This is a genomic window from Roseateles sp. P5_B10 (assembly GCF_056400485.1).
Genome location: NZ_JBFULE010000079.1, coordinates 1 through 13,596 on the forward strand (window position 1 = coordinate 1; position 13,596 = coordinate 13,596).

General features: G+C 67.5%; 13 protein-coding genes. 7 read left to right on the forward strand and 6 right to left on the reverse strand.

Going from position 1 to position 13,596, the window contains the following annotated elements; all coding sequences use genetic code 11:
• A partial coding sequence (locus tag AC1DU6_RS07965; protein WP_477856580.1) for a S8 family serine peptidase occupies positions 1-2,782 on the forward strand: 2,782 nt, incomplete at its 5' end.
• 74 nt (positions 2,783-2,856) lie between these two features.
• Here AC1DU6_RS07965 and AC1DU6_RS07970 read toward each other — a convergent pair.
• On the reverse strand, positions 2,857-3,276 hold the full coding sequence (locus tag AC1DU6_RS07970) for a hypothetical protein (RefSeq protein WP_056200530.1): 420 nt from the start codon (positions 3,274-3,276) through the stop codon (positions 2,857-2,859).
• A gap of 51 nt (positions 3,277-3,327) precedes the next feature.
• On the opposite strand from AC1DU6_RS07970, the gene AC1DU6_RS07975 reads away from it, so the two are divergent.
• A complete protein-coding gene (locus AC1DU6_RS07975; protein WP_457321327.1) occupies positions 3,328-3,840 on the forward strand; it encodes a CAP domain-containing protein in 513 nt (170 codons plus the stop codon).
• On the opposite strand, the gene AC1DU6_RS07980 is transcribed toward AC1DU6_RS07975, so the two are convergent.
• Genes AC1DU6_RS07980 through AC1DU6_RS08000 form a run of 5 tightly spaced genes read right to left on the reverse strand, consistent with a single transcriptional unit; the run spans position 3,818 to position 8,057 of the window.
• Positions 3,818-4,480: a response regulator transcription factor gene (locus AC1DU6_RS07980; RefSeq protein WP_200960158.1), complete on the reverse strand. Its 663-nt coding sequence runs from the start codon at positions 4,478-4,480 to the stop codon at positions 3,818-3,820. The genes AC1DU6_RS07975 and AC1DU6_RS07980 overlap by 23 nt on opposite strands.
• A complete protein-coding gene (locus tag AC1DU6_RS07985) occupies positions 4,462-5,691 on the reverse strand; it encodes a sensor histidine kinase (RefSeq protein ID WP_477856583.1) in 1,230 nt (409 codons plus the stop codon). Before AC1DU6_RS07985 ends, AC1DU6_RS07980 begins: the two co-directional genes overlap by 19 nt.
• Positions 5,688-6,821, reverse strand: coding sequence for a tRNA 2-thiouridine(34) synthase MnmA (gene mnmA / locus AC1DU6_RS07990; protein ID WP_457321332.1), 1,134 nt, complete (start codon positions 6,819-6,821; stop codon positions 5,688-5,690). The genes AC1DU6_RS07985 and mnmA overlap by 4 nt, the downstream gene beginning before the upstream one ends.
• A gap of 24 nt (positions 6,822-6,845) precedes the next feature.
• A complete protein-coding gene (locus AC1DU6_RS07995; protein ID WP_457321334.1) occupies positions 6,846-7,547 on the reverse strand; it encodes a 2OG-Fe(II) oxygenase in 702 nt (233 codons plus the stop codon).
• A 12-nt stretch (positions 7,548-7,559) separates the two neighbouring features.
• The gene (locus tag AC1DU6_RS08000) at positions 7,560-8,057 is read right to left on the reverse strand and encodes an NUDIX domain-containing protein (RefSeq protein ID WP_056200515.1); all 498 of its coding nucleotides are present in this window, start codon (positions 8,055-8,057) and stop codon (positions 7,560-7,562) included.
• Positions 8,058-8,139: 82 nt separating this feature from the next.
• On the opposite strand from AC1DU6_RS08000, the gene AC1DU6_RS08005 reads away from it, so the two are divergent.
• The 5 genes from AC1DU6_RS08005 to AC1DU6_RS08025 form a co-directional block, all read left to right on the forward strand.
• Positions 8,140-9,255: a Re/Si-specific NAD(P)(+) transhydrogenase subunit alpha gene (locus AC1DU6_RS08005; protein WP_477856585.1), complete on the forward strand. Its 1,116-nt coding sequence runs from the start codon at positions 8,140-8,142 to the stop codon at positions 9,253-9,255.
• A 2-nt stretch (positions 9,256-9,257) separates the two neighbouring features.
• Positions 9,258-9,575, forward strand: a complete 318-nt coding sequence (locus AC1DU6_RS08010; RefSeq protein ID WP_056200508.1) for an NAD(P) transhydrogenase subunit alpha part 2 — start codon at positions 9,258-9,260, stop codon at positions 9,573-9,575.
• A complete protein-coding gene (locus tag AC1DU6_RS08015; protein ID WP_477856587.1) occupies positions 9,572-11,047 on the forward strand; it encodes an NAD(P)(+) transhydrogenase (Re/Si-specific) subunit beta in 1,476 nt (491 codons plus the stop codon). Before AC1DU6_RS08010 ends, AC1DU6_RS08015 begins: the two co-directional genes overlap by 4 nt.
• Before the next feature lie 110 nt (positions 11,048-11,157).
• The gene (locus AC1DU6_RS08020; RefSeq protein ID WP_457321340.1) at positions 11,158-12,372 is read left to right on the forward strand and encodes a Fic family protein; all 1,215 of its coding nucleotides are present in this window, start codon (positions 11,158-11,160) and stop codon (positions 12,370-12,372) included.
• Between the two features lie 107 nt (positions 12,373-12,479).
• Positions 12,480-13,596, forward strand: a 1,117-nt coding sequence (locus AC1DU6_RS08025; RefSeq protein WP_477856589.1) for an AMP-binding protein, incomplete at its 3' end; no start/stop codon positions are given.

The following is a 13,596-nucleotide window of genomic DNA, read 5'->3' on the forward strand; positions in this document are numbered from 1 at the left end:
GTGGCAGGACGAAGCCCGCAAGCTCGACACCATCTCCACCAGCAAGTTCCTGGGCCTGACCGCCCCGGGCGGCCTGTGGTCGCAGACCGCCGGCGGCTCTGCCATCAAGGGCGAGAACCTGGTGATCGGCGTCGTCGACCTGGGCATCTGGCCCGAGAACCCCGCCTTCTTCGACCGTGTCGATGCCAACGGCGTGCCGAGCAACAACCCGGCCGACACCCTGGTCTATGGCCCCAAGCCCGCCACCTATACCGGTGGCTGCGTGGCTGGCGAGGGCATCGACCCCGCCAAGCATTGCAACAACAAGCTGATCGGCATCCAGCATTTCAACGCGGGCTTCATCGCCTCCGGCCGGACCCCGCACTGGACGTCGTTCGCCTCGGGCCGCGATGACCTGGGCGGTGCGACCGGCCACGGTGGCCACGGTGACCACACCGCCTCCACGGCGGCGGGCAACTCCAATGTCACGGCCATCGTCAACGGCATCGCCCTGGGTCAGGCCTCCGGCATGGCGCCGCGCGCTCGCGTCGCGGCCTACAAGGTCTGCTACACCTATGTGGACGTGGCCGCCACCGACGGCACCGGCAGCACCAACAGCTGCTTCACCACCGACTCCGTGGCCGCCATCGACAAGGCCGTGGCGGATGGCGTCAACGTCATCAACTTCTCGATCAGCGGCTCGCAGACCTCGGTCAACGACCCCGTCGAGCAAGCCTTCTACCGCGCCTCGATCGCCGGCGTCTTCGTCGCTGCTTCGGCAGGCAACAGCGGCCCCGGCCAGGCTGTCGCCCACATCAGCCCGTGGCTGACGACGGTGGCCGCATCCACGCATGACCGCGCCTTCAACGGCGACGCCACGCTGGGCAATGCCGCCAAGTACACCGGCGCCTCGCTGAACAGCCTGGCAGAAGTGAACAACCAGCTCATCATCCGCGCCGAGGATGCGGGCGTTGCCGGTGCCAGTGCCAACCTGAACCTGTGCTTCAGCAACCCGCTCGAACTGGACCCCGCCAAGGTGGCCGGCAAGATCGTGGTCTGCACGCGCGGCACCAATGCCCGTGTCGACAAGAGCCTGGCCGTGCTGAACGCCGGTGGCGTCGGCATGATCATGCAGGACAACGGCGCTGGCCTGGTGGCCGAGGCCCATTCGGTGCCGACCGTGCACGTCACGACCGCCGACGGCGCTGCGATCAAGACCTATGCCCAGACGGCCGGCGCGACCGCCAGCATCAGCAAGTTCTACATCGGCACCGCCCCGGCGCCGATCATGGCCAACTTCTCGTCGCGTGGCCCGAACGCCGGTGACAGCAACGTCCTCAAGCCCGATGTGACGGCACCGGGCGTGGACGTCATCGCCCAGGTCACCCCGGCCCTGAGCCAGGGTGACCGCGACGCCGTCGCCGCCGGCACGCTGGTACCCGGACCGGCATGGGCGTCCTACCAGGGCACGTCCATGTCCAGCCCGCACGTGGCTGGCCTGGCCTTGCTTCTCAAGCAGGCTCACCCGACCTGGGGCCCCGGCGCCATCAAGTCGGCGCTGATGACCACGGCCTACTCAACGCTCAACGACGGTCTGGCCGGCCTGTCCAACGGCCTGCTGCCCTGGTCGCAAGGCTCGGGCCACGTGCAGGCAAATAGCGCCACCGACCCCGGCCTGGTCTACAACTCGGGCAAGAACGACTGGGTCAAGTACCAGTGCAAGGTGAACAAGGCTGCGGTGGTGCCGGCCAGCGACTGCACGAACATCGGCACGCTCTCCGAGACGTCCGACCTGAACCTGGCGACGATGACGGCCGGTACCGTCATCGGCTCCGTCACCTTCCCGCGCACGGTTACCAATGTGGGTAGCAGCAGTGCCACCTACAACGCCACCGCCAGCGTGCCGGGCTTCACGACCGTCGTGACGCCGTCCTCGCTGACCCTGGCCCCGGGCGCTTCGGCCGCCTTCACGGTCAAGCTGACCACGACGACCGCCACCGAAGGTGTTTGGAACTATGGCCAGCTGGTGTGGAACGACGGCACGCACACCGTGCGTTCGCCCATCCAGGCCAAGGTGGGCAAGGCGATCTCGGCCCCGRCCGAGTTCACCGGCACCACGGTTTCCGGCACCAAGCTGTTCACGGTCCGCACCGGCTTCGCTGGCCGCATGGGCTCGTCGGCAGGCGGTATGAAGGAAGTGACGCTGTCCGCGCCGGCCACCCTGGCTCAGAAGGCCACCAGCAGCGCCCAGCTCAAGGCCGTCTGCCAGGCCGGTGCCGACACCGCCAACGTCAAGGTCTACAGCTTCAGCGTTCCGGCCAACACCCTGGTGGCGCGCTTCGGTCTGCGCGATGTTGATGTCGGTGCCGCCGGCGACGACAACGACATGATGCTGCTCTACCCGAACAACACCACCTCGGCGTACTCGGGCAATGACGGTTCCAACGAGACGGTGCAGGTGCTCGCACCTGCCGCAGGCACCTACAAGGTCTGCGTGGTGGCTTACGGCGGCAGTGCTGCCATGACCCACACCCTGTCGAGCTGGATCGTCAAGGCCGGTGACGGCGCTGGTCTGAGGATGGCCATGCCTTCGCAGGTCTATGCCGGCAGCACGGCCACCGTCGGCCTGACCTGGTCTGGCCTGGCCACGGGCAAGCGCTATGTCGGCGCCTTCCAGCTGCTGGATGCAGGTGGTGTGGCCCAGACGACGACCGTGGTGCGTGTGTCGACCGACGGCGTTGTGCCGGTGCTCAACGAGCCCAACACCGTGGCGGCCAAGCTGGCCGACGGCGTCGCTCAGTAAGCAGCAGGCTTTACAGCCACTCCCAAAGCCGCAGGCCGCAAGGCCGGCGGCTTTTTTCTATGTGGGCGCGACTTTCAGCGTGCGCTGGCGGGCGTGGCGAGCTGGCAGCGCCCGGCCACGCAAGCCGCACCGGGGTCGGCCACCATCGCGCAGTTGGAGAGCATGCCGCTGGCCTCAATCTCGCGCTTGTGGGCCTGGGCCTGACGAGTGGCGATTTCGGCGAGACGTTGAGCGTCCGTGCTTTCGCTGGACCAGGCCAGATAGCCGGCCGGACCTCCGCAGGCCTTGGCGCCGACGGCGATGGTGCGGCACTGCGCGTCTGCCTTGCAGGCCGCAGGGCCGATCAACGCGCGCAGCTCGCGGCCGAGCCGGACGGACTCGGTTTCGGCCGCGGCTGAAGCGGCCGGCGTGGTCGGGGCTGGGGGCGGCGTCTGGGCGCAGCTGGCGAGGGCGGCCCAGGCGAGCAGGGGGGCGAGCAATCGGTGGGGTTTCATGCCCCCATGGTGGGCTCCGCGTCGGCGCTTGGCAACAACTAGGATTCGGCCATGCGAGCCTTGTTGCCTCTGTTGCTGGGCCTGACTGCCCTGGCGCCCGCCGTGGCCCAGCAGAGCTGCCAGCCCGACGCCGCTGCAGTCCAGGCCGTGCTGAACGCCTTGCGCGCCCAGCCCCAGGCCTGCGGCGAGCGCCTCTGGCCCGCCGTGGCAGCCCTGCGCGCCAGCCCCGTGCTGGCGGAATCAGCCCGCCGCTACGCCGAGGAACTGGCCGCCCGCGACCGCATCGACCATGTCGGCGCCGCAGGCACGTCGCTGCGCACGCGGCTGCGCGAGGCAGGCTATCTGATGCGCTCGGCCGGCGAGAACCTGGCTGGCGGGCCGGAAACCCTGGACGAGGCCATGGCGCAATGGCTGGCCAGCCCGGCGCATTGCGAGAACCTGATGGCGGTTGACTTCCAGGAGTTCGGCCTGGCCTGCGTGACAGGGCCGGGGCGGCTGCAGCGCTACTGGGTGCTGCATCTCGCAGCACCCGCCACGCGACCTAAATCCAGCCCAGATCGATAGCGCGCAGCACCGCCTGTGTGCGGTCCCTCACGCCCATCTTGGAGAAGATGGCCGAGCAGTGGTTCTTGATGACGCCTTCGCTGTTACCCAGCAGGCCGGCGATCTCCGTGTTGCTGCGGCCGCTGGCCACCAGGCGCAGCACCTGCAGCTCCTTCGGTGAAAGCGGATCGGGATGATCGGCCGCGGTGAAGGCGCGCTCGCCACCCTTGGCTTCCATGCGTGTGGTGAGAGACGGCCGCAGCGCGGTGCCGCCCGCGTGCACGTCGCGCAGGGCCTGGGCCAGCGTCTCGGGGCTGATGGCCTTGAGCAGGAAGCCGCGGGCGCCGGCGCGCACGGCTTCGTCGAAGGCGGCCGTGTCGTCGAAGGTGGTCAGCAGGACGGTCGGCAGCCGCAGGGCCCGCGCGGCCAGCGCGCGGATCAGGCCGATGCCGTCCAGGCGCGGCATGCGCATGTCGGACAGGATGACATCGGGCATGTCGTCGGCGGGGGCGGCGGACAGCCATTCGAGCGCTTCGGCGCCGTCGCTGGCCTCGCCGACGACCTTGAGCTCGTCGTGCAGCGCGAGCAACCCCTTGAGGCCTTCACGCACCAGTTGCTGGTCCTCGACCAGCAGGATCTTGATCACACCCATCGTGGACATCTCAACTCGATTCGAAATCCCGGGCTGGTGCGCGTCACGCACATCTGCCCACCCAGCTCGGTCATGCGCTCGGCCATGCCCGAGAGGCCATTGCCAAAGCCCTCGGCACGGCCCTCGTGCCAGTTCGGCGCGCCTCGCCCATCATCGTCGATGCTGACGGTGACCTCATCCCGTCCTTCCCCTAGCCCGCGCAGCTCCACCTGCACKCGACGCGCACCGGCGTGGCGCACGCTGTTGGTCACGCCTTCCTGTACGCAGCGCAGCAGCGCGTGGGCTGCCCGCGGACCGAGATCGCGGGCGGCGTCGTCCAGCGTCAGCTCGATGCGCATGCTGGCAATGCCCTCGGCCAGGGCCTGCAGCGCGGCGGACAGGTCGATGCGCTGCGAGCTGCGCTGCTGCGACACGGCCTCGCGCACGTCCGCCAGCAACTGCGCGGCCACGCCCTCGGCGCGCCCCATCGCCTGGCCCGCGCCCGAGGTGTCTTCGCGCGCCAGCAGGGCGCCACCGAGCTGCAACTGCAGGTTGAGTGCCGTCAGGTGGTGGCCCATCAGGTCGTGCAGCTCGCGGGCGATCTGCATGCGCTCGTTGTAGCGCATTTGTTCGGCCAGCAGGTGCTCGCCCGACATCTGCTCTGCCAGCACGGCCTGCAACCAACGGCGCTTCTCGCCCTCGGCCGCGGCCATGCGCCCGAGACCAAAGGCCAGGCCGTGCAGGGCCAGCATGGCGAACAGCATGCCGAACTGGTCCAGCCAGGCCGTCGTCGATGCGTACACGTAGATGCCGGTGTTCAGCACCACCTGAGCGGTCGCAAAACCCAGCGCCAGCCGCGCCGGCAGCACGACGGCGCCCAGCGCCGTGACGAGGAAGGGCAGGCCCGGCGTCACGCCGAAGGCCAGCAGGTCGACAAGCAGCAGCCAAGCCAGGCGATGGTTCACCGGCAGCGCCGTCTGGCCCTGGCGTGCGAGCCGGAAGATCAGGGCGACGAAGGCCACCAGCAGCAGCACGCAGATGACGACGAGGCTGCGGTCGTTGACATCACCACCGAGCTGGCGCCAGAGCCAGGCGACCAGGCCGTCATAGGGCTCGGTGCGCGCGCCCAGCAGCGCCGAGCCGGCGCTGACCAGCTCCATCGCGCAGACCACCAGCGCCGCCAGGCGCAGCACGACGCCCGGCTCGGCCAGGCGGGCGAGCAGGCGGTCGAACTTCGTCATTCCGGGAGGGCGGCCGAGATGACGCCGCCGCCCAGGCACACGTCGCCGTCGTAAACCACGGCGCTCTGCCCGGGCGTGACGGCCCATTGCGGGTCGGGGAAGCGCAGCGTCAGGTGGCCGCTCGCGTCGAAGCCCACGCTGCAGGGTGCATCGGCCTGGCGATAACGCGTCTTGGCCGCCGCTTCGCCGGTGGACGGCGCGCGCCCTGCGACCCAGCTCAGGTCATCAGCGACCAGGGCCGGGCTTTGCAGCAGCGGGTGGCCGTGGCCTTGCACGACGATGAGCGTGTTGCTGGGAATGTCCTTGGCCGCCACGAACCAGGGCTCGTGCTCGCCACCGCCGCGCGGCGTCCCTTTTTCCTTCACGCCGCCAATGCCCAGGCCCTGGCGCTGGCCCAGCGTGTAGAAGCTCAGGCCGACGTGTTCGCCGAGCTTGCGGCCCCGCTCGTCCTTGATGGGCCCCGGCTGGTGCGACAGGTATTTGTTCAGGAACTCGCGGAAGGGCCGCTCGCCGATGAAGCAGATGCCGGTCGAGTCCTTCTTCTTCGCATTGGGCAACGCGATCTCGGCGGCAATGCGCCGCACCTCGGTCTTGGGCAGGTCGCCGACCGGGAACATCGTCTTGCTGAGCTGCGCCTGCGACAGGCGGTGCAGGAAATAGCTCTGGTCCTTCAGCGGATCCAGGCCCTTGAGGAGCTGGAACTCGCCATCCACTTCTCGAACGCGGGCGTAATGCCCGGTCGCGATCTTTTCGGCACCAAGCCGCATCGCGTGGTCCAGAAACGCCTTGAACTTGATCTCGGCATTGCACAGTACATCCGGGTTGGGCGTGCGGCCGGCCTGGTACTCGCGCAGGAAGCTCTCGAAAACGCGGTCCTTGTACTCGGCGGCGAAGTTGACGTGCTCGATCTCGATGCCCAGCACGTCGGCCACCGAAGCGGCGTCCAGGAAGTCCTGGCGTGTCGAGCAGTACTCGTCATCGTCATCGTCTTCCCAGTTCTTCATGAAGATGCCGATGACCTCATGGCCTTGCTGTTTCAGCAGGTGGGCGGTCACGGCCGAGTCCACGCCGCCGGACAGGCCGACCACCACTCGATGTTTAGCTCGGTGTTTCTTTTCTGCGGAACTCATGGGGCGATTGTCCCAAAGGCTCCTTCAGCCTTGGGCAAACAGGCTTTCAGCGCGCTGGTAGAGCACCCAGCTTGTGGCGATGTACTTGTCCCCGCCCTTGGGCCGGTTGCCACGATGGGTGTGCGTGAAGCCGCCCGGCGCGATCAGCAGGCTGCCGGTGCGCGGCACGATCTTGCGGCCCTGGTAGAGGAATTCCGTCTCGCCCTCGGCGAAGTCGTCGTTCAGGTAGATCGTCCACAGCACCGCGCGGTGCAGCGCCTCGCCCTGGTCAAGCCTGGGGTATTGCTCGCAGTGCCAGTAGGGGTAGCCGCCCTGGTCGGCCTGGTAGCGCTGCAGATTGATGGCGCCGGGGCGGAAGACCTTGGCGATCAGGCCCATCAGCAGCTCGTCGTTCAGCGCAGCGGCGCCGTCGGCATCCAGCGGGGCCTGGCTGCCATCGGGCCGTTGCATCTGCAGCTTCAACGGTGCCAGCGCCAGATGGGCATAGCGGCGCAGATAGTGCTTGAAGCCCTGGATGACGGCGTCGTTGAGCTGGGCGCAGGCATCGGCCCACTCGGGGTGGCGGCTGATGGCGATGTCCCAGCTGTCCTTCATGCTGACATCGACGCCGCTGCCGGTCTCGCCCCGCTGGACGCGGGTGCTGGCCTTGAAGCGCTCGACGAGCGCGCGGCAGGCGTCGGGACTGAGCGCCTGGTCGTAGAGCTCGATGAAGTCAGGGGTCGTCATGGCGCGGGATTCTCAGCCCTTCAGCAGCGGCGCTTGCAGCGACACATGATTGAACACCGTCTCCAGCGGCAGCCGCCGCCCGGCCGCGTGGTCGCGCACGCACTGCAGCACCAGCGGGCTGCGGTGCCGGTCCTCGCAGGCGGCCAGCTCGGCCTCGCTCATCCACAGCGTGCGGCGTATGCCCTCGTCCAGCGCGCGCCCGGCGATCTCCTCGCCGACCGAGCCGCTGAAGGCCAGCCGCACATAGGTGACATCCTCTAATCGCGCCGGCCGCACGAATCGGGCCATGTAGACGCCCAGAAATGACTCGGGCACGAAGGCGCGCATCGTTTCCTCCAGCGCCTCGCGCACGACGGCCTCGATGGCGCTTTCGCCCAGCTCCAGATGGCCTGCCGGGTTGTTCAGCATCAAACCCTCGGGCGTCTCTTCCTCAACCAGCAGATAGCGCCCGGCGCGGGCAATCACCGCGGCGACAGTGACGCTGGGACGAAACCGGTCTGTGGCAGTCATGAAACCTCCAATCGAAATCCCGCACTGGGGTGGCGCAAGCATTGTGTAAGCTGCCGCGACCCCGTTCCCCGGAGGAGAACCCATGCAGATCGGCGTACCGCGCGAACGCGCGGCCGGAGAGACCCGTGTGGCCGTCACGCCAGAGACGGCCAAGAAGCTGAAGGCCGCCGGCCACACACTGCGCATCGAATCAGGCGCTGGCGTCGCGGCCAGCGTCACAGATGCAGCCTACGAAGCCGTGGGCTGCGAGATCGTCGACCAGGCCGCGGCCCTTGGCAGCGAACTGGTGCTGAAGGTGCGCGCTCCCGGCGCCGACGAACTGCCGCTGATGAAACCCGGCACGGCCCTGGTCGGCATGCTCAACCCCTTCGACCGCGACGGCCTCACGGCCATGGCCGGTGCGGGCCTGACCAGCTTTGCGCTGGAAGCCGCGCCGCGCACGACGCGGGCGCAGAGCATGGACGTGCTCTCGTCCCAGGCCAACATCGCCGGCTACAAGGCCGTCATGATCGCGGCGGACCGCTACCAGCGCTTCTTCCCGATGCTGATGACGGCGGCCGGCACCGTGAAGGCGGCGCGCGTCGTCATCCTCGGTGTCGGCGTCGCCGGGCTGCAGGCGATCGCGACGGCCAAGCGGCTGGGCGCCGTCATCGAGGCCAGCGACGTGCGGCCCTCGGTGAAGGAGCAGGTCGAGTCCCTCGGCGGCAAATTCATCGACGTGCCCTACGAGACGGCCGAGGAGAAGGAAGCGGCGGAGGGTGTGGGCGGCTACGCACGGCCCATGCCGCAGAGCTGGCTGGACCGGCAGAAGGCCGAGGTCGCCAAGCGCGTGGCAGCGGCCGACATCGTCGTCACGACGGCGTTGATCCCCGGCCGCGCGGCACCCGTGCTGGTCACCGAGGACATGGTCAAGGCCATGAAGCCCGGCTCGGTCATCGTTGACATCGCCGCACCCGCGGGCGGCAACTGCCCGCTGACGGAAGCTGGCAAGACGGTCACCAAGTACGGCGTCGTCATCGTCGGCGAGACCAATCTGCCGGCCCTTGTGGCGGCCGACGCGTCGGCGCTGTACGCGCGCAACGTGCTGGACTTCCTGAAGCTCGTCATCACCAAGGAGGGCAGCTTCAACGTGCCTTTGGATGACGACATCGTCGCGGCCTGCCGCGTCACGCAAGACGGCCAAGTCACGAGGGCATGACCATGGAAATCGTTGACCACACCATCATCAACCTGATCATCTTCGTGCTGGCCATCTACGTGGGCTACCACGTCGTCTGGACGGTGACGCCCGCGCTGCACACGCCGCTGATGGCCGTCACCAACGCGATCTCGGCCATCGTCATCGTCGGCGCCATGATGGCCGCGGCGCTGACCGAGACGCCGTTTGCCAAGGGCATGGGCGTGCTGGCCGTGGCGCTGGCCGCGGTCAACATCTTTGGCGGCTTCCTCGTCACGCGCAGGATGCTGGAGATGTTCAAGAAGAAGGAAAAGAAGACCAACGTGGAGGCCAAGCAATGAGCCTCAATCTCGTCWCGTTGCTCTACCTGATCGCCAGCGTCTGCTTCATCCAGGCGCTCAAGGGCCTGTCGCACCCGACGACGTCCATCCGCGGCAATCTCTTCGGCATGGTCGGCATGGCCATCGCCGTGCTCACTACGGCGGCCCTCATCGTCAAGCTGGCCGGCTCGGGTCTGGGCCTGGCGTGGGTGCTGCTGGGCCTGGTCGTCGGCGGCGGCTACGGTGCCTGGCGGGCCAAGACGGTCGAGATGACCAAGATGCCCGAGCTGGTCGCCTTCTTCCACAGCATGATCGGCCTGGCTGCCGTGGCCATCGCGGTGGCCGCCGTCGCCGAGCCCGCGGCCTTCGGCATCACGCCGGCCATGGATGCGGCCCTGGCCGCCATACCGCCGGAAGATGGCATCGCCCCGCGCACGCTGGCGCCCATCCCGGGCGGCAACCGCATCGAACTGGCCCTGGGGGCCTTCATCGGCGCCATCACCTTCACGGGCTCCGTCATCGCCTGGGGCAAGCTGTCGGGCGGCAGCAAGTTCCGCCTCTTCCAGGGTGCGCCGGTCACGTTCAAGGGCCAACATGCGTTGAACGCGGTGCTGGGCCTGGCGTCGGCCTTTTTCGTGTTCGGCTTCTGGCATTCGCAGTCGCCCATCGACTTCGGGCTGATCGTGGCTCTCGGCTTCCTGCTGGGCGTGCTGCTGATCATCCCGATCGGCGGCGCCGACATGCCGGTCGTCGTGTCCATGCTGAACAGCTATTCCGGCTGGGCGGCGGCGGGCATCGGCTTCAGCCTGAACAACGCGATGCTGATCATTGCCGGTTCACTGGTGGGCAGCTCGGGCGCGATCCTGAGCTACATCATGTGCAAGGCGATGAACCGATCGTTCTTCAACGTCATCCTGGGCGGCTTCGGCGGCGAGGCCGGCACGGCCGCGGTGGGTGACGGCAAGGCCCGCCCGGTCAAGAGCGGCAGCGCCGACGACGCGGCCTTCGTGCTCGGCAACGCCGAGAGCGTCGTCATCGTCCCGGGCTACGGCCTGGCCGTGGCGCGCGCCCAGCATGCGGTGAAGGAGCTGGCCGCCAAGCTCACCGAGAAGGGCATCACCGTCAAGTACGCCATCCACCCGGTGGCGGGCCGCATGCCGGGCCATATGAACGTGCTGCTGGCCGAGGCGGAGGTGCCCTACGACCAGGTCTTCGAAATGGAAGACATCAACGGCGAGTTCGGCCAGGTCGACGTGGCCATCATCCTGGGCGCCAACGACGTCGTGAACCCCGCCGCCCATGTGAAGGGCAGCGCCATCTACGGCATGCCCATCCTCGAGGCCTACAAGGCCAAGACCATCATCGTCAACAAGCGCTCAATGGCGGCGGGCTATGCGGGCCTGGACAACGAACTTTTCTACATGGACAAGACCATGATGGTCTTCGGCGACGCGAAGAAGGTGGTCGAGGACATGCTGAAGGCGGTGGAGTAGCCGGACCTTTGATAAGACGGCCGCAGAAGGCTGCTTATTAAACAATCTGGCCGATATATTAAACATGATGTCCAATCCGGCCCGCTTGTTCAAAGTTCTGGAGCTGATGCATGGCCGACCAACCCCTGCGCGCCGGCCGCTGGATGCAGCAGCCCACGGGCTATCGGGCCTTTATCCCGGCGCCCTTGCCGCCTGACCCGCCGCTGCAGATCGACGGATCGCTGCAGACCCTGCTGTCGCAGGCTGATCGCGACTTGGGCCGGCTCGACGCGCTCGCCACGCTGCTGCCCAATCCTGACCTCTTCGTCGCGATGTATGTGCGGCATGAGGCGGTGCTTTCGTCTCAGATCGAGGGCACCCAGAGCACGCTCGAAGACGTGCTGGCCTTCGAGACCGACGCGATGGAAGCCGACACGCCCAAGGACGTCGAAGAGGTCGTCAACTACGTCCGCGCCATGAACCATGGCCTGGGGCGACTGGCCGAACTGCCGCTGTCTCTGCGACTGCTGCGTGAAATCCACGCCGAGCTGATGCAAGGCGTGCGCGGCGGCGACAAGTCGCCCGGCGAATTCCGCACCAGCCAGAACTGGATCGGCGGCTCTGGCAGCAGCCTGCGCACCGCCGCCTTCATCCCACCGCCGCCGCACGAGGTGATGCCGGCGTTGGGCCAGTTGGAGCGCTTCATGCACGAGAGCCGCGCCGATTTGCCCCTGCTGGTGCGTTGCGCCCTGCTGCATGCCCAGTTCGAAACCATCCACCCTTTTCTGGACGGCAACGGCCGTGTCGGCCGCCTGCTCATCACGCTGCTGCTGTGCGCCGAGGGGGCGCTGGCGCGGCCTCTGCTCTATCTGTCCCTCTTCCTGAAAACCCACCGCGCGGAGTATTACGACCGCCTCACAGCCATCCGCAGCCAGGGGCATTGGGAGCCTTGGGTTGCATTCTTCCTGCGTGGCGTGAGCCAGACGGCACGCGCAGCCACGCAGACCGCCCGCGACATCATGCAAATGCGCGACGCCCATCGCAGCACCGTGGCGAGCAATGCCCGCGCGTTGGCCTTGCTGGACCGCCTGCTCGTGCAGCCCAGCGTGTCGGCACCGCGCGCCGCGCAGTGGCTGCAATGCAGCTTCCCGACCGCCCTCAAGTTGCTTACCGACTTCGAGTCGCGCGGCTGGCTGCGCGAAGTCACCGGGTATGGGCGCAACCGCCAATGGCGCTACCAGCCCTATCTGGACCTCTTCCACCGCGAAGCGGTTGACGCCTCTCTGGCTGAGGCCGCCGCTCCGCAGGTAACCGGTAGCGCTTTCCAGGCGCCACCGTCTGCCTGATCAATCAGTCATCAACGCGTTTCCCCCTAGAGGGCGCTATCGAATCCCCTGAGCCGTCCGCTGTCAGCTATCGGTCAGAATCGCCGCAACAAAGAAGGAGACAAGGCATGGAGCCGATCTGGCTGAAGCAATACCCGGCCGCCGTGCCGCGCGACGTCAATGTGTCGCTCTATCCCAGCCTGGTTGACCTGCTGGACACCTCGTTCAAGAAGAATGCCGCCCAGCCCGCCTATCTGATGATGGGCAAGAGCCTGAGCTTCGCGCAGGTGGACGAGGCCTCGCGCGCGCTGGCCGCCTATCTGCAGAGCCTGGGCCTGGAGAAGGGCGACCGCGTCGCGCTGATGATGCCCAACCTGTTCCAGTACCCGGTGGCCGTGGCTGCCGTGCTGCGGGCGGGTTATGTGGTCGTCAACGTCAACCCGCTGTACACGCCGCGCGAGCTGGAGCACCAGCTCAAGGACTCGGGCGCCAAGGCCATCGTCATCATCGAGAACTTCGCCTCGGTGCTGCAGCAGGTCATCAAGAACGTGCCGACCAAGCACGTCATCCTGGCGGCCATGGGCGACATGCTGGGCTTTGCCAAGGGCATGATCGTCAACTACGTCGTGCGCAAGGTGAAGAAGATGGTGCCGGCCTTCGACCTGCCCGGTGCCGTGCGCTTCAACGACGCCGTCGCCAAGGGCCGCAGCCTGACCTACAAGGCGCCCAAGCTGGGCGCGGACGACATCGCCGTGCTGCAGTACACCGGCGGCACCACCGGCGTGTCCAAGGGCGCCGTGCTGCTGCACCGCAACCTGGTCGCCAACATCCTGCAAAGCGAAGCCTGGTACCAGCCAGCGCTGAAGAAGGTCCCCAAGGGCGAGCAGGTTGTCACCATCTGCGCGTTGCCGATTTATCACATCTTCGGTTTCAACACGAACATGATGCTGTCCATGCACATGGGCGGCGCCAACGTGTTGATCCCGAATCCGCGTGACTTGCCGGCCGTGTTCAAGGAGCTGTCCCAACACCGCTTCCACAGCTTCCCGGCCGTCAACACCCTCTTCATGGCCATGGCCAACCACCCCGAGTTCAGCACGGTGGACTGGAGCCGTCTCGTCATCTCGGTGGGCGGCGGCATGGCCGTGCAGCAGGCCACGGCCAAGCTGTGGCTGGAGAAGACCGGCTGCCCCATCGTCGAGGGCTATGGCCTGTCCGAAACCTCGCCGTCGGCGACCTGCATCC